The organism is Bradyrhizobium sp. BR13661, from assembly GCF_029892425.1.
Taxonomy (GTDB): Bacteria; Pseudomonadota; Alphaproteobacteria; order Rhizobiales; family Xanthobacteraceae; genus Bradyrhizobium.
This window is the reverse complement of record NZ_JARXWB010000001.1, coordinates 577,325-599,225: the sequence shown is the minus strand read 5'-3', so window position 1 is coordinate 599,225 and position 21,901 is coordinate 577,325. Positions and strand designations below refer to the sequence as shown.

12 protein-coding genes are annotated in these 21,901 nt (G+C 64.4%); 10 read left to right on the top strand and 2 right to left on the bottom strand.

Going from position 1 to position 21,901, the window contains the following annotated elements; genetic code table 11:
* The first annotated feature begins 28 nt into the window (after positions 1–28).
* The 4 genes from zwf to M2427_RS02750 are packed head-to-tail and all read left to right on the top strand — an operon-like array spanning position 29 to position 3,644.
* Positions 29–1,540 (top strand): glucose-6-phosphate dehydrogenase, encoded by a 1,512-nt coding sequence (gene zwf / locus M2427_RS02765; protein WP_280704581.1) that lies wholly within the window; start codon positions 29–31, stop codon positions 1,538–1,540.
* Positions 1,540–2,289, top strand: coding sequence for a 6-phosphogluconolactonase (pgl, locus tag M2427_RS02760; RefSeq protein ID WP_280704703.1), 750 nt, complete (start codon positions 1,540–1,542; stop codon positions 2,287–2,289). The genes zwf and pgl overlap by 1 nt, the downstream gene beginning before the upstream one ends.
* Positions 2,276–2,806 (top strand): gluconokinase, encoded by a 531-nt coding sequence (locus M2427_RS02755; protein ID WP_280704580.1) that lies wholly within the window; start codon positions 2,276–2,278, stop codon positions 2,804–2,806. The genes pgl and M2427_RS02755 overlap by 14 nt, the downstream gene beginning before the upstream one ends.
* Before the next feature lie 25 nt (positions 2,807–2,831).
* Positions 2,832–3,644: an HAD family hydrolase gene (locus tag M2427_RS02750; protein ID WP_280704579.1), complete on the top strand. Its 813-nt coding sequence runs from the start codon at positions 2,832–2,834 to the stop codon at positions 3,642–3,644.
* Positions 3,645–3,872: 228 nt separating this feature from the next.
* On the opposite strand, the gene M2427_RS02745 is transcribed toward M2427_RS02750, so the two are convergent.
* Positions 3,873–5,675 (bottom strand): glycoside hydrolase family 15 protein, encoded by a 1,803-nt coding sequence (locus tag M2427_RS02745; protein ID WP_280704578.1) that lies wholly within the window; start codon positions 5,673–5,675, stop codon positions 3,873–3,875.
* Between the two features lie 32 nt (positions 5,676–5,707).
* The gene (malQ, locus tag M2427_RS02740; protein WP_280704577.1) at positions 5,708–7,684 is read right to left on the bottom strand and encodes a 4-alpha-glucanotransferase; all 1,977 of its coding nucleotides are present in this window, start codon (positions 7,682–7,684) and stop codon (positions 5,708–5,710) included.
* Positions 7,685–7,889: 205 nt separating this feature from the next.
* On the opposite strand from malQ, the gene M2427_RS02735 reads away from it, so the two are divergent.
* The 6 genes from M2427_RS02735 to treY are packed head-to-tail and all read left to right on the top strand — an operon-like array spanning position 7,890 to position 21,898.
* Positions 7,890–9,836 carry a maltotransferase domain-containing protein gene (locus M2427_RS02735; protein WP_280704575.1) on the top strand — a complete coding sequence of 649 codons (1,947 nt, stop codon included), beginning with the start codon at positions 7,890–7,892 and terminating at the stop codon, positions 9,834–9,836.
* Positions 9,837–9,846: 10 nt separating this feature from the next.
* A complete protein-coding gene (gene treS / locus M2427_RS02730; RefSeq protein ID WP_280704574.1) occupies positions 9,847–13,140 on the top strand; it encodes a maltose alpha-D-glucosyltransferase in 3,294 nt (1,097 codons plus the stop codon).
* A complete protein-coding gene (gene glgB, locus M2427_RS02725) occupies positions 13,133–15,280 on the top strand; it encodes a 1,4-alpha-glucan branching protein GlgB (RefSeq protein WP_280704573.1) in 2,148 nt (715 codons plus the stop codon). Before treS ends, glgB begins: the two co-directional genes overlap by 8 nt.
* Before the next feature lie 3 nt (positions 15,281–15,283).
* A complete protein-coding gene (gene glgX / locus M2427_RS02720; protein WP_280704572.1) occupies positions 15,284–17,362 on the top strand; it encodes a glycogen debranching protein GlgX in 2,079 nt (692 codons plus the stop codon).
* Positions 17,359–19,113, top strand: coding sequence for a malto-oligosyltrehalose trehalohydrolase (gene treZ, locus M2427_RS02715; RefSeq protein ID WP_280704571.1), 1,755 nt, complete (start codon positions 17,359–17,361; stop codon positions 19,111–19,113). The genes glgX and treZ overlap by 4 nt, the downstream gene beginning before the upstream one ends.
* Position 19,114: 1 nt before the next feature.
* A complete protein-coding gene (gene treY, locus M2427_RS02710) occupies positions 19,115–21,898 on the top strand; it encodes a malto-oligosyltrehalose synthase (RefSeq protein WP_280704569.1) in 2,784 nt (927 codons plus the stop codon).
* Positions 21,899–21,901 lie beyond the last annotated feature (3 nt).

The following is a 21,901-nucleotide window of genomic DNA, read 5'->3' as shown; positions in this document are numbered from 1 at the left end:
GCAACAAGCAAGCGAAGGCCGACAGTTCGTGACAGAAGACCCGCAAGAAAAGCGCAAGCCGGAAAATTGCGCCTTCGTCATCTTTGGCGTGACCGGCGATCTCACCCATCGCCTGGTGATGCCATCGCTCTACAATCTGGCCGCCGAGCATCTGCTGCCGCAAAAATTCTGCGTCGTCGGCGTGGCCCGAAAGGGCCAGTCCGATGACGAGCTGCGCGACAGCCTGTTGAAGGGCCTGCGGCAATACGCGACCCGTCCCATCGATGACGACATTGCCTGGAAGCTGCTGGAATGCGTGACTTTCGTCGAGGCTGATCCCAAGGACCCGCCCTCGTTCGACCGCCTGCGCGAACATCTGGATTCGCTGGAATGCGCGCAGGACACCGGCGGCAACCGCCTGTTCTATCTGGCGACGCCGCCCGCCGCATTCGCACCGACCGCGCGCGAGCTCGGCCGCACCGGCATGATGAAGGAGAACGGTGCCTGGCGCCGGCTGGTGATCGAAAAGCCGTTCGGCACCGATCTCGTGACCGCCCGCGCGCTAAACGCCGAACTCTTGAAGATCATGGACGAGCACCAGATCTACCGGATCGACCATTATCTCGGCAAGGAGACGGTGCAGAACATCCTGGTGCTGCGTTTTGCCAACGGCATGTTCGAGCCGATCTGGAATCGCAACCATATCGACCACATCCAGATCACGGTGGAGGAGAAGCTCGGCGTCGGCCATCGCGGCGGCTTCTACGATGCCACCGGTGCACTGCGCGATATGGTGCCGAACCATCTGTTCCAGCTGATGTCGCTGGTGGCGATGGAGCCGCCGGCGCGCTTCGACGCCCATTCGGTGCGCTCGGAGAAGGCCGAGGTGCTCACCTCGATCCAGCAGCCGAACCACGAGGAGGCGCTGAGAAACTCGGTGCGCGCGCAATATCTCGCCGGCCGCATCGGCGACGAGGAGATTACCGACTATCGCAAGACCGAGGACGTCAACCCCGGCAGCACCACCGAGACCTTCGTCGCGCTCAAGCTGATGATCGACAATTGGCGCTGGGCCGGCGTTCCCTTCTATTTGCGCACCGGCAAGGCGCTGGGCCACAAGCGCACGGAAGTTGCGATCAAGTTCAAGCAGGCGCCGCTGTCGATGTTCTCAGGCACGACAGTCGACCGGCTCTCGCAAAACTTCCTCACCATCGGCATCGCGCCGACCGAGACCATCGAGCTTCAGTTCAACGCCAAGATCCCGGGACCGAGTATCACCATCGACGGCGTCGAGATGAAGTTCAGATATGGCGACTACTTCCGCGCCGATCCCTCTACCGGCTATGAGACGCTGATCTATGACTGCATGATCGGCGACAACATCCTGTTCCAGCGCGCCGACGGCGTCGAAGCCGGATGGCAAGCGGTGCAGCCGTTCCTGGATGCCTGGAAGACCGCGGGCAACAACGGCATCGAGACCTATGAAGCCGGAAGCGACGGCCCGGCCTGCGCCGATGAGCTGCTGCGGCGCGATGGCCGAAGCTGGCGGAAGTTCTCGTGATGGCGGTAGCAGGCGAGCCGAACCTGATCGTCGTTGCCGACACCGAGGCGCTGGCGCAAGCCGCAGCCGAGCGGGTGATGGCGCGGATGTCAGCCAATCCCGGCCGCATCGCGATCTGCCTCACCGGCGGCTCGAGCCCGAAGAAGCTCTATCAGTTGCTCGGCAGCGACGCGTATCGCGAAAAGATCCCGTGGGAGCGCATGCACTGGTTCATCGGCGACGAGCGCTTCGTGGCGGAAAGCGATCCCCTCAACAACATGGCGGTCGCCCGCGCGACCTTTCTCGATCGCAATGCGCCATCAGGCCATATCCATCCGATCCCGACCACCACAGACAATCCCGACGCCGGCGCCGAGGCCTATGCGCGCGAGCTGCAAGCCTTCTACGGCTCGGAGCAGCTCGATCCGTTCCGGCCGCTGTTCGATCTCGTCCTGATGGGCGCAGGCCCCGATGGCCACACCGCCTCGCTGTTTCCCGGCTATCCCGCGATCGAGGAGACCGCGCGCTGGGTCGTTGGCGTCCCGAAGGCCAATGTCGCGCCTTTCGTGCCGCGGATCTCGCTGACGCTACCCGTGCTGGCCTCCTGCTGCGAAATGCTGTTCGAGATATCAGGGCACGACAAGCAGCCGATCTTGACGCGCATGCTCAATGGCGAGACTCTGCCGGCCACACGCGCGCGCTCGAATGGTGAGACCGTCTGGCTGGTCGACCAGGCCGCGCTTCCGGAGGGAATTCGTGGCGGGCGTTAAAGCACCTTGTGCGTTGATCGTGATGGGCGTGTCGGGCTCGGGCAAGAGCACGGTGGCGGAATTGCTCGGCAAGCGGCTCGGCTGGCGATTCGAGGACGGCGACAGCTTTCATCCCGCGAGCAATGTCGAGAAGATGCGGGCCGGCCACCCCCTCACCGACGAGGACCGCTGGCCCTGGCTCAACGCCATCGCCGACGAGATCGCGCGGGTCTGCGGGCGCGGCGAGCAAATCATCATCGCCTGCTCGGCGCTCAAGCACACCTATCGCGAGGTGCTGCTGCGCGGGCGTGACGACGTGCGCTTCGTGTTCCTGAAGGGCACGCAGGAGCTGATCGCCGACAGGCTCGCCCACCGCAAGGGCCATTTCATGCCGCCGGGGCTGCTGACCAGCCAGTTCAACACGCTGGAGCCGCCGGATGCGAGCGAGCACGTCATCACGGCGTCGATCGACGAATCGGTCGAGGCGATCGTTGATGGCATCATGCGGCAGCTGAAAATTGACGGCGGAAAACGCTGAGGCCGGATAACCCTGGGGCACTGCCATGACGAAAATCTCACTCGTGGTCTCCGACGTCGACGGCACCCTGCTCACCAAGGACAAGACGCTGACCGACCGCGCGCGGTCGGCGGTGCAGCGTCTGCACCAGGCCGGCATCGGCTTCACCATCACCTCCAGCCGCCCGGCGATCGGCATGCGCTTCCTGACCGAGCCGTTGGCGCTGTGGCTGCCGGTCGGCCCGTTCAACGGCTCCTCGATCGTCGATCCCGAGATGAATCCGGTCGAGCAGCATCTGATCCCGAAAAGCGCGGTCGAGCGCAGCCTGCAGATCCTCCGCGAGTTCGGCGCCGACATCTGGCTCTTCACCACCGACAAATGGCTGATCGACAACGCAAGCGGCAAATACGTCGCGCATGAGCAGCACACGATCCGCTCCGATCCCACCATGGTGACGGACTTTACGCCGTATCTCGCCGGCGCCTGCAAGATCGTCGGCGCCAGCGCCGATGCGGCGGGTCTCGAGGCCTGCGAGAAGGCCATGCAGCAGGCCCTCGGCAACGAGGCCACCGCGGTCCGCTCGCAGACCTATTATCTCGACATCACTCCGCCCGGCTTCGACAAGGGCACTTTCGTGCAGGCGATGGCCAAGCGCCTCGACGTTTCCCTGGATGCGGTCGCTACCATCGGCGACATGCAGAACGACCTCGCGATGTTCCGCGTCAGCGGCACCTCGATCGCCATGGGCAACGCCACCGACAGCGTCAAGGACCAGGCCACCAACGTCACCGCGACCAACGAGCAGGACGGGTTTGCCGAGGCGATGGAGATGATCCTGAAGCGGAACGGGGTGGGGTGAGGTTCGGCCCCCGCTGCCTCCGCAACAACGGTCTGTTCCCTCCCCCCTTGTGGGGGAGGGTTAGGGAGAGGGGTAGCCCAGGAAAAGGTGTTGTCGATGATGCACCAAGGCTGGGTGCGCGACGGAGAGAGTCCCCGTGTGGCACCCCCCTCCCTGCCCCTCCCCCACAAGGGGGGAGGGAACGGAGAGAGCGGTGCTGCAGGCCGAAATCTGGGACACGCCACTCCCTCACTTCGACCGCTGCATCGCCGGCTTGTCGCTGGCGTGCCTCGCCGCCGAGAGATTATGCGCGGTGTTGATCAGCGCAATGTGGGTCAGCGCCTGCGGGAAGTTGCCGGTCTGCCGGCGCGCGATGGAATCATATTCCTCGGCCAGCAGCCCGACATCGTTCGCGAGCGCGGCGATGCGATCGAACAACACCTGCGCCCGGTCGAGATCGCCTGCCAGGACGTGGGCGTCGGCAAGCCACAGCGTGCAGGCCAGGAACGCGCCCTCGATCGGCTGGATCTCCTCGGACGCCTCGCGCGGATCGCGTCGGAGCACAAAGCCGTCGCGCATCATGTGTCTTTCGACCGCTGCGATAGTGCCGCGGATGCGCGGGTCGTCGGCCGGCAGGAAGCCGACCGCCGGCAACAGCAAGAGGCTGGCATCGCACATTTTCGAGCCATAGGATTCGACGAAGGCCCCCTCCTCGGCGTCGAAGCCCCTGTTGCAGACATCGCGATGAATGGCTTCGCGCAAGGCGCGCCAGTGCAATAGCGGCGCCTTGAAGCCAAACGTCTCGGCGCTCTTGATGGCGCGGTCGAAGGCGACCCAGGTCATCACCTTGGAGAAGACGTAGTGCCTGGGCTCGCCACGCCGCTCCCAGATGCCATGATCGGGCTGGTCCCAGACCTCGGCGAGATGCTGGAGCACGGCGCATTCCAGCGCCCAGGTCGCCTCATCGTCGAGCTTGAGCCTGGCCATGCGTGACTGGTGGAAGGCGTCGATCAGTTCGCCATAGACGTCGAGCTGAAGCTGCGCATGCGCGGCATTGCCGACGCGCACGGGCCGCGCACCCTCATAGCCGTCGAGCCACCCTGCCTCCCATTCCAGCAGCCGCCGCTGGCCCCAGATGCCGTACATGATCTGCATGTTGGCGGGCGAGCCCGCAGCCGCGCGCAAGAGCCAATTGTGCCAGGCGGAGGCCTCCTCGGTGTAGCCCGAGTTCATCAGCGCCAGCAGCGTAAAGGTGGCATCGCGCAGCCAGCAGAAGCGGTAGTCCCAATTCCTGGTACCGCCGAGCTTTTCCGGCAAGGACGTGGTCGGCGCGGCAACGATGCCGCCAGTGGGGCCGAAGGTCAGCGCCTTCAGCGTGATCAGCGAGCGCATGACGAGATCGTGGTAGTCGCCCTCGCGATCGCAGCGGTCGCTCCACTCGCTCCAGAATTTTTCGGTCTCCTGCAGCGCGATATCAGGGTCGATCGGCTCGGGCGGATCGAGATGCGAAGGGCCGTAGGTGAGCACGAACGGCACGGTCTCGCCGGCCTTCACCTCGAACTCGGCAATCGTGGTCAGATCCTCGCCGCGCGTTTCGATCGGCGTGCGCAGCACCGTCATGTCCTGGCCGGCGACCGCCAGCAGCGAATGGTCGATCCGTCGCACCCAGGGAATGTCGACGCCGAAGCCGAAGCGAATGACGAGTTCCATCCGCATCCTCACCGTGCCGCCGATGCCGCGCACCAGTCGCACGATGTCGGAGGCTTTGCCGCGCGGCGGCATGAAGTCGATCAGCGCGACGATTCCGTTCGCGGTCTCAAAACGCGTTTCGAGAATGAGGGTGTCGCCGAGATAGCGGCGTGAGATGCCGGTAACGTCCTCGCTCGGCGCGACCAGCCAGCGGCCGTTCTTGTTCGTGCCAAGAAGAGCAGCAAAGCAGGCGTCGGAATCGAAGGCCGGCCAGCACAGCCAGTCGATCGAGCCGTTGCGCCCGACCAGCGCTGCGGTCTCGCAGTCGCCGATCAACGCATAGTCCTCGATCTTCTCTGACAATGCCGTGCGAGCCTTGGAATACCCCCGGCTGATTAACTCCCGCTGACCAGCGAACGTTCCCGCGTCGCGGCTTTCAAAGCCGCGAGATCGACCTTTTCGATGATCCTGTCGAGCGTGACAGGCAGGCGTTGGCGCCAGTTCGGATGCTCGTCGATCGTGCCGGGAATGTTCGGCTGGTCGATCACGCCGAGCAGATCTTCCATCGATACCGCAAGCAGCCGCGACGGCGTGCGCGACAGGAAGGTGAGCACCGAATAGAGATCGTTGGCGTTGATGCCGTTCTGGCGCAGGATCTGGTCGAGCGCGCCGAGCGCATCCCAGCGCGCCTGCTCGTTCTCGCCGGGGTCGAGCCCGAGCGACAGCTTCATCCTGAGATCGCTGAAGGAGCGCCAGCCCGCATAGGTGCAGAGATCGTGCGTGTTCAACGTCACCAGCGCGTTCGGCCGGTAATGGTCGATGTTGCGGAAATGGCCGGCATCGTCGCGCTCGAACATCATGACGAGATAGGACCAGATGCCGAAATCCTGCATGGTCTCGCGAAAACCCTCCGGCACGGTGCCAAGGTCTTCGCCGATCACGATGCATTTATGGGTGACGCTCTCGCGCACGACCGCGGCGAGCAGCGCCTCAAGCGGCATCTGCACATAGGCGCCGTTGTCGGGCTTGAAGCCGCGCGGCACGAGATAAAGCCGCTTCAGCCCCAGCACGTGATCGAGCCTGATGGCGCCGGCGTGCCGCATAGAGGCGGCCACCATGTCGGCGAACGGCACGAAGGATTGCGCCTCCAGGCCACCTGCGTTGAAGCCGGCGAGGCCCCAATCCTGCCCGACGGTGTTGAGCACGTCGGGCGGCGCGCCGACTGCGAGATGGCGCGAGATCGCCGCCTGCTCGTTCCAGGCATCAAAACCATTGGACTGCACGCCGACAGCGACGTCGAGATAGAGCCCGACGCGCATGCCGAGCTCGGCGGAGAGCTCCTTGGCCGCGTGCAGCTGGCTGTCCGCCGTCCATTGCACGAATTCGACGAACTCGACCTCGTGCTTGTCAGGACCGTTGCGCAGCGCGGAGCATTTCGAATCATCCGGCTGCTGCCATTCCAGCGGCCATTCCCACCACGGCGACACGAAGCGATGGCGCAGCACCTCGAAGCAGGCAAAGCGCGACAACAGCGGCCCTCGGTCGGCGCGGAAGGCATCGAACTGGTTGCGGCGGACACCGGTCGCGGTCTTCACAAAACTGTCAAAGGCGGCGCGAAGGCCCAGCCACTTTAGCGCCGCCATATCGGCATAGGGAACGCGATCGCCTTCGCGCAGCCGCGCAGCAGTCGCGGCCGCGTCAGGGATGAGGTCGGCGGAAAATTCCGGGATCGCCTCGACGTCGATATAGAGTGGGTTGAGAAACAGCCGGCTGTTCGGCGAATACGGGCTGCAATCGGCCGGATGATTGTCGAACAGCACATGCAGCGGATTGAGCCCGACGCCATCGGCGCCGAGTTGCTTGGCGAGCCGGACGAGGCCAGCCAAGTCTGTGAAATCGCCGATGCCCCAATTGCGGTCGGAGCGGACGCTGTAGAGCTGTACGGCCAGCAGCCAGCCGCGGTCGAAATCACCGCCAAAAGCGCGCTCGGGTGCCACGATCATCGGCACTTCTTCCGTCGCGCCTTCAGCGTCGGTCAGCGTCAGCCGGTGATAGCCGAGCGGCAGGCCGGCGGGCCAGGCAATGACAGGCTCGCGCGTCTCGCCTTGCCCGATCACATTGGGTTCGCTGATTTGGCCGTTGCCGGTGATTTTCCATTGCAGCGGCGCAGTGCCGATGGCCGCAAGCTCCGTGCGCGGATTGCCAAGAGCGCGAACCACGACCGGCCCGCTGACGAAGCGATAGACCGGCTTCTCCGGCAGGGCGTCGAGGATGGATTTGAGCGCCTCGGGCGAGGTGACCCGCAGTTTGCCGAGGGCATCTGTGAATTCGGACTGAATGCCCTTGATTTGGGCTTGAGCTAAAAGATCCATTCGGCACGCAGCTTGCAGGCCATTATCAGGCCGGGGTCATCGATTTTAACGAGGCAGCGGAAGACGTTAGTCAGGTTTAACTCGCGAACGGCGCCTGCCGTTCCGGGGCGGAACTAATGACACACAAGCGGCTTTCTATATAGGTACCAAGCGTAGGTTCCCGCCAAGGGAAACGGGCCCCTGCTTTCTTGTCAATGGCATCACCGTGAACAAGACAATTCAAACTGTCGAGAGTGCCGCTGCCGGCAGCGCTTTCCTGATCGAAGACGTCTATCCCTCGATCGATGGCGGCCGCTTCGCCGTGAAGCGGATCGCGGGCGATCGGGTCGAGGTGTGGGCCGACATCTATCGCGACGGCGATGCGACCATCAGCGCCGCGCTGGTCTGGCGCGGCGAGCAGGACCGCGAATGGCGGCGCGAACCCATGACCCACCATGGCGATGACCGCTGGTCGGGCGCGTTCACGCCGACCGAGCCGGGCCAATATGTCTATGCCATCGAAGCCTGGACCGACGAATTCGCCACCTGGCGTCACGGGTTCGAGCGCAAGCAGCTTGCCGGCGGCGACGTCACGCTCGATGCGATCGAGGGCGCAGGCTTGCTGACCAAGGCGCATGGTGCGGGACAGGACGCCGCGGCCATCATCGTCAGGCAATGCGAGGACTATCTTCAGAACGGCGACGTCACCTCGCTGCTGGCAACCGATCTCGGCGAGGCCATGGCCGAGAGCCAGGCGCGGCCTGACCTGACCCGTTCGCCGAACTTCCCGCTTGTCATCGACCGCGACAAGGCGCGCTTCGGTGCGTGGTATCAGATGATGCCGCGCAGCCAGAGCCAGATCGCCGGCCAGCACGGCACGCTACGCGATTGCATCGCGCGCGTGCCCGATATCGCCGCGATGGGTTTTGACGTGCTGTATTTCACGCCGGTCCACCCGATCGGCAAGACGCGCCGCAAGGGCCGCAACAATGCGCCTGTGGCCAATGAGGGGGAGCCCGGCTCGCCCTATGCGATCGGCTCGGCCGAGGGCGGGCACGATGCCCTGCATCCCGAGCTCGGCACCATCGAGGATTTCCGCGCTCTGGTCGCGACTTGCCTGGAATATGGTCTCGAACTCGCGCTCGATTTCGCCGTGCAATGCTCGCCGGATCATCCCTGGCTCACGCAGCATCCGGAATGGTTCAAATGGCGGCCGGACCGTTCGGTGCGGACAGCGGATGGCCCCTATTCGGATATCGTCAACCCCGATTTCGCCTCGGTCGACCGCGTGGGGCTGTGGAATGCGTTTCGCGACGCCATGCTGTTCTGGATCGACCACGGCGTCACCATCTTCGCGATCGACAATCATGACACCGCGCCGTTGCCGTTCTGGGAGTGGCTGATCCACGAGATTCGCCAGCGGCATCCCGAGGTGATCCTGTTCTCCAAGACGTTTGCGCGGCCGAAGCCGATGAAGGGCCTCGCCAAGCTCGGCTTCACGCAATCCTTCAGCTATTTCCCCTGGCGCACAGGGAAGTGGGAGCTGGAGCAATATCTGGGCGAGCTGACGCGCTATCCCGAGCAGGACTTCTATCGGGCGAATTTCTTCGTCAACACGCCGGACCTGCTGCCCTACCATCTCCAGAGCGGCGAGCCCTGGATGTTCAAGTCGCGCCTCGCGCTGGCTGCAGCGCTGTCGGGCAATTACGGCCTCTACAGCGGGTTCGAGCTACTCGAGCACGAGGCCATCCCCGGCCACGAAGAGTATCAGGATTCCGAGAAATACCGGATCCGGCAGCGCGACTGGGACAAGCCGGGCAACATCAAACCTTACATCACTGCGCTCAATCGCATCCGCAACGACAATTCGGCGCTCCAGCAGACCAACAATTTGCGCTTCCTCGCCATCGACGACGGCGAGACCATAGCCTTCGTCAAGGAAGCCGCTGAACCGGCCAACCTCGTTGTCGCGATCATCGCCCTCTCGCGCCATGTGCGCGAGTTCTGGTTGCCGCTCAGCGACCTCACCATCGACGTCGACGGCGAGCGCCGCCACGTCACGACAATCGAAAATCTCATGACCGGCGAACAGTCCCGCATCGAATGGGGCGGGATCAAGTTGCGTATCGATCCCGACCGTGATCCGGCGCTGCTGTTCCGCTGCCTGGCGTAAGGATCACGCCATGAATGTTTTGTCTTCCGTCGATACCAAGAAGGCCGAGGCTGCCGAGGTCGTGGATGAGCTCTGGTACAAGGACGCCATCATCTACCAGCTCCACGTCAAGGCCTTTGCCGACAGCAACAATGACGGCATCGGGGATTTCGCGGGGCTGACCGAGAAGCTGCCTTATCTGCAGGATCTCGGTGTCACCGCGCTGTGGCTGCTGCCGTTCTACCCCTCGCCGGGCCGCGACGACGGCTACGACATCGCCGACTACGGCGCGGTCAATCCCGATTTCGGGACGATGAAGGATTTCAAGCGCTTCATCCAGGAGGCGCAGAAGCGGGGCTTGCGCGTCATCACCGAGCTCGTCGTCAACCACACCTCGGACCAGCACAATTGGTTCAAGCGCGCGCGGCGCAGCCCGGCCGGCTCGAGCGCCCGCGACTGGTATGTCTGGAGCGACACCGACCAGAAATACCAGGGCACGCGGATCATCTTCACCGACACCGAGAAGTCGAACTGGACCTGGGACCCCGAGGCCGGCGCGTTCTACTGGCATCGCTTCTTCTCGCACCAGCCCGATCTCAATTTCGACAATCCACGTGTCGTCAGCGCCATCATCCAGGTGATGAAGCGCTGGCTGGATGCCGGTGTCGATGGCTTCCGGCTCGACGCCATCCCCTATCTCTGCGAGCGCGAGGGCACCTCGAACGAGAACCTCCCGGAGACGCATGCGATCATCAAGCGCCTGCGCCAGGAGCTCGATGCCTATTCCAAGGGAAAGCTGCTGCTGGCCGAAGCCAATCAATGGCCGGAGGATGTGCAGGAATATTTCGGCCGCGGCGACGAATGCCACATGGCTTACCATTTCCCGCTGATGCCGCGCATCTACATGGCGATCGCGCAGGAAGACCGCTTCCCGATCACCGACATCCTGCGCCAGACGCCTGATATCCCCGCGAGCTGCCAATGGGCGCTGTTCCTGCGCAACCATGACGAGCTGACGCTGGAGATGGTCACCGACGTCGAGCGCGACTATCTCTGGACCACCTACGCCAACGATCCGCGCGCACGCATCAATGTCGGCATCCGCCGGCGGCTTGCGCCGCTGATGGACAATGACCGGCGCAAGATCGAGCTGATGAACTCGCTGCTGCTGTCCTTCCCCGGCACGCCGATCATCTATTACGGCGACGAGATCGGGATGGGCGACAACATCTATCTCGGCGACCGCAATGGCGTGCGCACGCCGATGCAGTGGAGCCCGGACCGCAACGGTGGCTTCTCCCGCGCCGATCCCGCCCGGCTCTACGCGCCGCCGATCATGGACCCCGTCTACGGTTACGATGCGGTCAATGTGGAGGCGCAGTCGCGCAGCCTGTCGTCGCTGCTCAGCGCCACCAAGCGGCTGATCTCGGTTCGCAAGTCGACGCTGGCCTTCGGCCGCGGCACCATGACCTTCATCCGCCCGGCCAACCGCGCCGTGCTGGCCTATGTCCGGCAATATCGCGACGAGGTGATCCTCTGCGTCGCCAACCTCTCGCGCGCAGCACAGGCGACCGAGCTCGACCTCACGCCGTGGAAGGACCGCATCCCGCAGGAGATGCTCGGCCGCACGCGCTTCCCGGCGATCGGCGAACTGCCCTACATGATCACGCTGGGGCCCTACGGCTTCTACTGGTTCCAGCTCCAGGAGCGCGACAAGTCCGAGCCGGTGACACCGCGCGCGGTGCCGGAATTCGAGACTCTGGTGGTGCCGGTCAATTCGAACTGGGTGTCACTGGCGCGCGAGCGCGGCGTGTTCGAGCACGACGTGCTGCCGGGCTTCCTGTCGCGGACACGCTGGTATCCCGAGCACAATCCCAAGCATATTCAAGCCACGTTGACCTCGGCGGTGCCGTTCAGCGACATCGGCGACAACAGGCCCTGGATCGCGTTCTTCGAGACGACGCGGGACGACGTCACGACGCGCTACGTGCTGCCCATGCAGATCGAGTGGGTGCGCTTCGACCGTGAGCGTTTCAACCCGAAGGCGCTCGCGGCCGTGCGCCAGGGTGCACGCGAAGGCACACTGCTCGACGTCGCCACCGACCAGATTTTCATCGGGCTTTTCCTGCGAGGCCTGTCGCAGAAGCTTGTGGTAGAGGAGAACAACCTGCGGCTCGCGTTCAAGCCGACCAGCCTGTTCGCCGACTACACCGTCAAGGAGCCCGCGCGGATCCGTGCGGTCGAGCAGTCGAACAGCACCGCGCTGGTCGACAACCAATATGTCGCCAAGATCTATCGCCAGCTCCAAAGCGGCATCAGTCCCGAGATCGAGATCGGCCATTATCTCACCGAGGTCGCACGCTTTGCCCACGCACCGGCGCTGCTCGGCAGCGTCGAGCTGGTCGAGGGCAACATCAGCAGCGCGCTCGGCGTCTTGCACGCCTATGTCGAGAACCAGGGTGATGGCTGGGCCGTCACCACAGGCTATCTCGACCGCTATGTCGATGAGCAGCGCGTGCTCCCACCGGGCGAGATGCACCCGCGGACCCAGGAGCAGGCGCTCTATCTGCACTACATGGCCCAGATCGGCCGGCGGCTCGCGGAGCTGCACATGGCGCTCGCGGCCGCAAAATCCACCGATCTTGCCCCTGAGACGATCGGGCCCGCGCACGTCAAGCGCTGGACGACCGACCTCAAGGCGCGCGCCGAGCGGGCGTTCGAGCGCCTCGCTGACATCAGGGACGGCCTGCGCGAGGCCGACCGTCCGCTGATCGACCGGCTAGCTGCAGTGCGCGCGACCCTGCCCAACCACCTCAATGCGCTCTTGCCATCCGACATCGGCGGGTTGAACATCCGTCATCATGGCGACTTCCGCCTCGGGCAAACTCTGATCGTGAAGGACGACATCTTCATCATCGATTTCGACGGCGATCCGCGGCTGCCACTGGCCGACAAGCGGCGCAAACTGCCCGCCGCGCGCGACGTCGCCGGCCTGGTCCGCTCGATTGATCTTTCGGTTAACGCCGCGCTTAGCCGGGCGCTCTCGGGCGGCAGCGACGAGCACGGCCGGCTTGCGGCCGCGCTCGGCGAGTGGCGTGAGCATGCTACGGGGAGCTTCCTGTCCGCCTATCGCGAGGCCATGACCGACCGTCGGCTTTGGCCGAAAGACAAGCATTCGGCAGAAAGCATGTTAAGGTTTTTCCTGCTTGATCAAGCGTTCGACGAGGTAGAGTACGAGCTGTCCCACCGGCCGGAGGGGCTCCATGCGCCGCTGACCGGCCTGCTTCGCATTCTGTCCAGTGCCGAGAGCGAAGCCCATGCCTAAACTGCCTGCCGAAGCCTATGCCATCATCGAGGGTCGCCACTCCGACCCCTTCCACTATCTCGGGCTGCATCCCGAGGGCGACAAGAGCGTGGTGCGCGCCTTCCTGCCCGATGCCTCCGATGTCGAGGCCGTCGGTGAGCATGGCGAGGTCGCCCAGCTCGACCGCGTCCACGCATCAGGGCTGTTCATCGGCGCCCTGCCGAACGGCTCCAGGCGCTATCAGCTCCGCGCCAAATTCGGCGACACATTCGTCGAGTTCGAGGACGCCTATCGCTTCCCGCCGATCCTGACCGATTTCGATCTCTATCTGCTCGGCGAAGGCACCCATCAGCGGCTCTACGACAAGCTCGGCGCGCATCCGATGCGTCTCGAAGGCATCGACGGCATCGGCTTCGTCGTGCTGGCGCCGAATGCGCGGCGTGTATCCGTGGTCGGCGATTTCAATTTATGGGACGGGCGGCGTCATCCCATGCGGGTGCGCGGCGCCGGCTATTGGGAGTTGTTCATCCCGAATGCCAGGGCTGGCGACCACTACAAGTTCGAGATCATCGGTCCACACGGCCACCTGCTGCCGCTGAAATCCGACCCGATGGCGTTTGCCAGCGAAGTCAGGCCGAAGACGGCCTCCATCGTGTTCGACGAGGCGCATCTGCCGCGCCCGCGCCCGGCGCCCGACGGCATCAACGCGCTGTCGGCGCCGATGTCGATCTACGAGGTGCATCTCGGCTCGTGGCGGCGCAAGGACGGCAATGATTGGCTGACCTATCGCGAGCTCGCCGAGCAGCTGCCGGCCTATGCCCGCGACATGGGTTTTACCCATCTCGAATTCCTGCCCGTCAGCGAGCATCCGTTCGACGGCTCCTGGGGCTATCAGCCGACCGGCCTCTACGCACCGACCAGCCGCTTCGGCACGCCGGAGGATTTTGCGGCGCTGATCGATGCCTGTCATCGCGAAGGCATCGGCGTGCTGCTCGACTGGGTGCCCGGCCATTTCCCTGACGATCCGCACGGGCTCGGCAGCTTTGACGGCACGGCACTGTATGAGCACGCCAATCCGCTGCAGGGCCGCCACCTCGATTGGGGCACGCTGATCTACAATTACGGCCGCACCGAAGTGACGAACTTCCTGGTGTCGAACGCGCTGTTCTGGCTGGAACGCTACGCCATCGATGGCTTGCGCGTCGATGCGGTCGCGTCCATGCTTTATCTCGACTACAGCCGCCCGCCCGGCGCCTGGATTCCGAACCAGTATGGCGGCCGCGAGAACATCGAGGCGATCAACTTCCTGCGCCGCTTCAACACCGAGCTGTTCGCACGCTTCCCGCAGGCGACCACGGCGGCCGAAGAATCCACCGCATGGCCGCAGGTCTCGCGCCCGGTCGAATTCGGCGGGCTCGGCTTCGGCTACAAGTGGAACATGGGCTGGATGCACGACACGCTGAACTACATCAGCAAGGATCCCATCCACCGCAAGCACCATCACGGCGAGATCCTGTTCGGCCTGCACTACGCCTTTTCGGAAAACTTCATCCTGCCGCTGTCGCATGACGAGGTCGTGCACGGCAAACGCTCGATCCTCGGCCGCATGCCCGGCGACGAGTGGCAGCGCTTTGCGAATTTGCGCGCCTATTACAGCTTCATGTTCGGCCATCCCGGCAAGAAGCTGTTGTTCATGGGCGGCGAGATCGCGCAGAGCCGCGAGTGGAATCACGACCAGTCGCTCGACTGGCACCTGCTCGAATACAAGACCCATTCCGGCATCCAGGCGCTGATCCGCGACCTCAACCGGCTCTATCGTGCCGTCCCCGCGCTGCACCAGATGGACTGCGACCAGGCCGGTTTCGAATGGCTGATCACCAATGATGCCAACCGCAACGTGTTCGCCTGGCTGCGCAAGGGATTTGGCGAGCAGGCGCGGTGTCTGGTCGTCATCAACTTCTCACCCAACGTTTACCGCAACTACCGCGTCCCCGTGCCCTTTGCGGGCAAGTGGAAAGAGGTACTCAACTCCGACTCCGCCCATTATGGCGGCACCAATGTCGGGAACATCGGCGAGGTACAGACCGTTGAGGGCAAGGCACCCGAGCTCCGCCTCACCATTCCGCCGCTCGCTGCGATCTTCCTCGTTCCGGAAAGCTGACCGATGCGCCTGACTGCTGGATCGCCCGCTCGCCTCGGTGCAAGCTGGGACGGACGCGGCACCAATTTCGCGCTATTCTCCGCTCATGCCGAGAGGATCGAGCTGTGCCTGTTCGACAGCCAGGGCCGCCGCGAGCTCGAACGCATCGAGCTACCGGAGCGCACCGAGCACGTCTGGCACGGCTACCTCAACGACGTCTCGCCGGGCCAGTTGTACGGCTATCGCGTGCACGGTCCCTACGAGCCCGAGCACGGCCACCGCTTCAACGCCAACAAGCTGCTGCTCGACCCCTATGCCAAGCGGCTTGCCGGCAGGCTGGTGTGGAGCGATGCGCATTTCGCCTATCGCACCGGCTCGGCACGCGAGGATCTGTCGTTCGACCGGCGCGACAACGCGCGCGGCATGCCCAAGGGCGTCGTGGTCGACGAGACCTTCAACTGGGGCCGGCGCGAGATCCGGCCCAACATCCCCTGGGAAGACACGATCATCTACGAGGCCCACGTCAAGGGCCTGACGCAGAAGCGCCACGACGTGACGCCGAATTTGCGCGGCACCTATGGCGGGCTGTCGTCGCCGGCGATGATCGAGCACCTGAAGAAGCTCGGCGTCACCACGGTGGAGCTGCTGCCGATCCATGCCTTCGTCGACGACCGCGTGCTGGTGGAGAAGAAGCTCGCCAATTACTGGGGCTACAACACACTGTCCTTCTTCGCGCCGGAGCAGCGCTACGCCCAGGACAATGCGCTCGATTCCTTCCGCACCACGGTCGCACGCCTGCACGATGCCGGCATCGAGGTGATGCTGGACGTCGTCTACAACCACACCGCAGAGGGCAATCACCTCGGCCCGACGCTGTGCTATCGCGGCATCGACAATGCCTCCTATTACTGGCTGAACCGCGAGAACCCGCGCTATTACGACGACTTCACCGGCTGCGGCTCCTCGGTGAACCTGACCCACCCGCGCGTGCTGCAGATGGTGATGGATAGCTTGCGCTACTGGGTCGAGGTCTGCCATGTCGACGGCTTCCGCTTCGATCTCGCCACGACGCTCGCGCGCGGTCCCAATGGCTATGATCGCGGCAGCTCGTTCCTCACCGCGATCCGCCAGGATCCGGTGCTCGCCACCGTCAAGCTGGTCGCCGAGCCGTGGGACCTCGGCCTCGGCGGTTACCAGGTCGGCGCCTTCCCCTCGCAATGGTCGGAATGGAACGATCGCTATCGCAGCGCCATGCGCCGCTACTGGAGCGGCGAAGGCAGCCTGATCGGCGACATCTCCAGCCGCATGACGGCCTCATCCGACCTGTTCAACCATGACGGGCGGCGGCCGCGCGCCAGCATCAACCACATCACCGTGCATGACGGGTTCACGCTCGCCGACCTCTTCAGCTACAATGAAAAGCACAACGAGGCCAACGGCGAGGACAATCGCGACGGCTCCAGCGACAACCACAGCAACAATTGCGGTGTCGAAGGCCCGACCGACGATCCCACAATCCTGGCGCTGCGACGGCAGCTGCGGAAGAATGTGCTGGCCTGCCTGATGCTGGCCCAGGGCGTTCCGCTGATCCTTGCCGGTGACGAAGTCGGCAACACGCAATCCGGCAACAACAACGCCTATTGTCAGGACAACGAAATCGGCTGGGTCGGCTGGGACAATCTCGGCAAGGACGGCGACGACATGATCGATTTCGTTGCTCATCTTGCGGACATCCGCCGCCAGTTCTCGCAGCTTCGCAGCCATCGCTGGCTCGACGGCCGGCCGAAGGACGGCATCTCCTACGGGGCGCTTTGGCTGACGCCCGAAGGCAACGAGATGACGGAGAGCGACTGGACATTCCCGGATGGGCGGTTCCTCTCTTATGTGATGGGGCCGATGGAACCGGGCAGCGCGGCGATCTTTATCGTACTGAACGCCGCCCCCGAAGAGATCGCATTCAAATTGCCCAAAATGCCCGAGTACAAGAGCTGGCAGCAGGTCCTGAATACGACGGATGCCAAGCTGAACAGTGTCGATTTCTTGTCAGGAAGCGACAGCAAGGCGCCGCCGCGCTCGGTGCTCGCCTTCGCGGGGGCGCCATGAGGCCATCCTTCGGGGCGAAGCCGACCCGGGATGGCGTGTCGTTCCGCTTGTGGGCGCCCGGTGCGCGCCGGGTCGATCTCCTGCTCGAGCGACGACACGCCATGCAGCGCCGGCAGGATGGCTGGTATGTCGCTGACATCGCCGGCCTGCCGGTCGGAAGTCCTTACAAATTCCGGATCGACGACGAGATCGACGTGCCGGATCCGGCGTCCGCATTCCAGCCCGAGGATGTGTTCGGCCCGAGCGAAGTGATTGATCACGACGCCTTCGAATGGCGCGCGACGGATTGGCGCGGCCGCCCCTGGGAAGAGATGGTGCTGATCGAGACCCATGTCGGCACCTTCACGCGCGATGGCACCTACCGCGCCATGATCGACAAGCTCGATCATCTCGTCGCATCCGGCATCACCGCGCTCGAATTAATGCCGCTGGCGGATTTCGCCGGCCGTCGCGGCTGGGGCTATGACGGCGTGCTCTGGTACGCGCCCGACGGCGCCTATGGCCGGCCTGAAGACCTGAAGACGCTGATCGACGAGGCGCATCTGCGCGGGCTGATGGTGTTTCTCGACGTCGTCTACAATCATTTCGGGCCCGAAGGAAACTATCTCGGCCGCTACGCGCCAAGCTTCTTCACCGACGCGCATACGCCCTGGGGCAGCGCGATCGACTATCGCGTGCCGCAGGTGCGGGCCTTTGCGGTCGAGAACGCATTGTCCTGGCTCACCGACTATCGCTTCGACGGCTTGCGGCTCGATGCCGCCAACCACATCATGGCGATCCCCGGCGAGCAATCGATGCTGCACGACCTCAGCGCTGCGGTGGGCGAGCTTGCCAAGGCAACCGGGCGGCACATTCATCTCGTGCTGGAGAATGGCGACAATCGCGCGAGCCTGCTCGATGCCGCGCAGGAGCCGCCCAATGGCAAATACCGCGCGCAGTGGAACGATGATTATCACCACGCCTGGCATGTGTTGCTGACCGGCGAGCTCAACGGCTACTACGCCGATTACCAGACGCCGCGCCTGGACCTCGCACGCGCGCTCGCCTCGGGCTTCGTCTACCAGGGCGAAATCTCGGAGTTCTGGGGCAAGAGGCCGCGCGGCGAGGCGAGCGGCGAGTTGCCGCCCGCAACCTTCATCAACTTCCTGCAAAACCACGACCAGATCGGCAACCGTCCCCTTGGCGACCGGCTGGAGAGCCTGGCATCGCCGCAGCAGATCGAGGCGGCACTCGCGGTGACGCTGCTCGCGCCGATGGTGCCGATGCTGTTTCAGGGCGAGGAATGGGGCTCGAAAGCCCCCTTCCCGTTCTTCTGTGATTTTCAGGGCGGGCTTGCGGATGCCGTGCGCAAAGGCCGCAAGCAGGAATATGCGTGGGCTTACGAGAAATATGGCGACGAGGTGCCGGACCCGCTCGATCCGGCGACGCCACAATCGGCCGTGCTCGACTGGACCGGCCGCACGCCGGAGCAAGACAAGCGGCTTGCGCTGGTGCGCGAGCTGCTCACGCTTCGCCGCAAGCAGATCATGCCGCGACTGAAGGGCGCGCGCTTCGGGAGCGCCGAGGCTGAAGACAACGGCCTGCTCACGGCGCATTGGCGGATGGGCGATGGCGCGACGCTGCGGCTCACGGCCAACCTGTCGGACAAAGACATCACGCATTCCAGCTACAATTCCGGCGCGCCGATCTGGGGCGGCGCGGCCGGCAGCCGACTTCCGCCCTGGTCGGTCGTCTGGCATCTCGGAGGTTGAGATGCCTTCCGCTACCCCCCTCGCGACCTACCGGCTTCAACTCACCGCGGAGTTCGATTTCGACAAGGCCGCCGCAGTGGTGCCCTATCTCAAGTCGCTCGGCATCACGCATCTCTACACCTCGCCGGTGATGAAGGCGCGCAAGGGCTCGACCCACGGCTACGACACCGTCGATCATGGCCAGTTCAATCCGGAGCTTGGTGGCGAAGCCGGCTTTGCACGGCTGAGCGAGGCGCTGAAGGCGCACGACCTCGGCCTGATCATCGATTTCGTGCCGAACCATGTCGGCGTGCACTTTGCCGACAATCCCTGGTGGCTCGACGTGCTGGAATGGGGCCAGGCCTCGCCGCACGCGGTCTCCTTCGATATCGACTGGGACCAGCTGGCCTATCGCGAACGCGGTGGCGTGTTGCTGCCAATTCTCGGCACGTCCTATGGCGAGGCGCTCGAAGGCGGTACGATCGAGCTGCGCTACGATCCCGACGAGGGAAGCCTTTCCGCCTGGTATTTCGAGCATCGCCTGCCGATCGCGCCGGAGCGCTATGGCGAGATGTTGCGGATGATCGTGAAGCAAGCGGACGCTGCCGATACCGTCGCCGGCAAGCGCCTGCTCTCGCTCGCCGCGCGCTACACGGGCCTGCGCCGCCCGAACCGCAAGGAGGCGCCCGGCTTCAAGGCCGAGCTGAAGGAGATCGCAGGCGCAACCGATATCATCACGTACGGGCTCGCCGCCTATCGCGCGGCCACGGATCGCCCGGCGCAGACGCTGGCGCTGCATCATCTGCTGGAGCGGCAGCACTACAAGCTCGGCCATTGGCGGCTTGCGTCGAGCGACATCAACTATCGCCGCTTCTTCGACGTCAACGGGCTCGCCGGCCTGCGCGTCGAGGACCCCACCACGTTCGCCGCCACGCACCGGCTGGTGAAGCAGCTCGTTGCCGACGGCAAGCTGCAGGGCATCCGCCTCGACCACATCGACGGCCTGCGCGATCCCGCGCAATATTGCCAGCGGTTGCGCCGGCTGGTGCGCGATGCGCAAGGCGCGACAAAGCCGTTCTACACGGTGATCGAGAAGATCCTCTGCGAGCACGAGAAGCTGCCGCATTTCGCTGGCGTCCAGGGCACCACCGGCTATGAGTGGATGAACGCCATCAACCAGGTGCTGGTCGATGCCAAAGGGCTGGAGGCGCTCGACGAGACCTGGCGGCAGATCAGCAACCGTCCGCCGCGGCTTGCTCCTTACGTCAAGGATGCCAAACGGCGCGTGCTGGAGACGCTGCTGACCAGCGAATTTACCGTGCTGACGCGCCTGCTCGCGCGCATCGCCAACGGCCACTACTCGACCCGCGATTTCTCCGCCGACAGCCTGCGGCAGGCGCTCGAACTCTACGTGCTGCATTTCCCGGTCTATCGCACCTATCTGACCCACAGCGGCCCGACTGCACTCGACCGTAAGCTGATCGACGATACCATCGCGCGCGCTCGCGCGGAATGGTTCGCCGCCGACGAGGGCATTTTCGACTTCCTGCGCGATGCGCTGACGATGGACCTGCTCAAGCCCGGCCGCCCGCCGCACAGCGCCCCGCGCGTGCGCCGCTTTGCGCTGAAGGTGCAGCAGTTCACCGGGCCTGTCATGGCGAAGTCGCTGGAGGATACTGCGTTCTATCAATTTCACCGGCTGCTGGCTCTCAATGAAGTCGGCGGCGATCCCGCGAGCAAAGGCCTCACCATTCCCGCGTTCCACGGAGCCATGCGCGCCCGGGCCAAAGAGTGGCCGCAAGGCATGACGGCGACCGCGACCCACGACACCAAGCGCGGGGAGGATGCTCGCGCCAGAATCGCGGCGCTGAGCGAAATTTCCGGCGAATGGGCCAGCTGCGTGGCACGCTGGAAGGTGCTGAACGCGCCGCATCTTGCGCTCAACGGCAATCTGCGCGCGCCGTCGGCGACGTTCGAATACATGCTCTACCAGACCCTGCTCGGCGCCTGGCCTCATGAGGGGCCAGATGCCGACTTTGTCGAGCGCATCCAGGCTTATGCGCTCAAGGCGGCGCGCGAGGGCAAGGAAGAGACAAGCTGGCTCAACCCGCACCAGGTGTATGAGGACGGAATCAGGAGCTTCATCGAAAAGATTCTCGATCCCGCGCTGTCAGGTGAATTTATCGAGGCGCTGCAAACAATGGCGCGCCGCGTCGCGCTGCTCGGCGCGCTGGACTCGCTGGGTCAGCTGACGCTCAAGGCGACGCTGCCGGGAGTCCCCGACTTCTATCAGGGTGCCGAGTTCTGGGACCTGTCGCTGGTCGATCCCGACAACCGCCGCCCGGTGGATTTTGCCGCGCGCCAGGCAGCTCTGAATTCGCTGGAAACGCCCGATTGGCGCAGCCTGATCAATACCTGGCCGGACGGACAGCTCAAACTGGCCTGGACGCGACATCTGCTCAAGCTTCGTGCCGAGTTCGCCGAAGTCTTTGCGCGGGGCGAGTACCAGCCGCTCGAAGTCCGCGGTGCGCACGCCGATCATGTCATCGCTTTCGCCCGCCGCCACAGCCGTGCTGCCGCCATCGTCATCGTAGGACGCCTGTTTGCTCCCTTCACGCAAGCGGGGCGGGAATGGCCTGTGCTCGAGAGGTTTGACGCGACGGTCGACGTCAGCGGCTACGCAGCGCCGGGTATTGCGGGCAACGAACTACCGCTCGCGCAGGCTTTCCGTGACTTTCCTGCTGCGGTCATCGGGGCCCGCGGCGCAAGCACCGTCAGGTCTCCGCGGCACCACGTGCGCGCCTAAGGC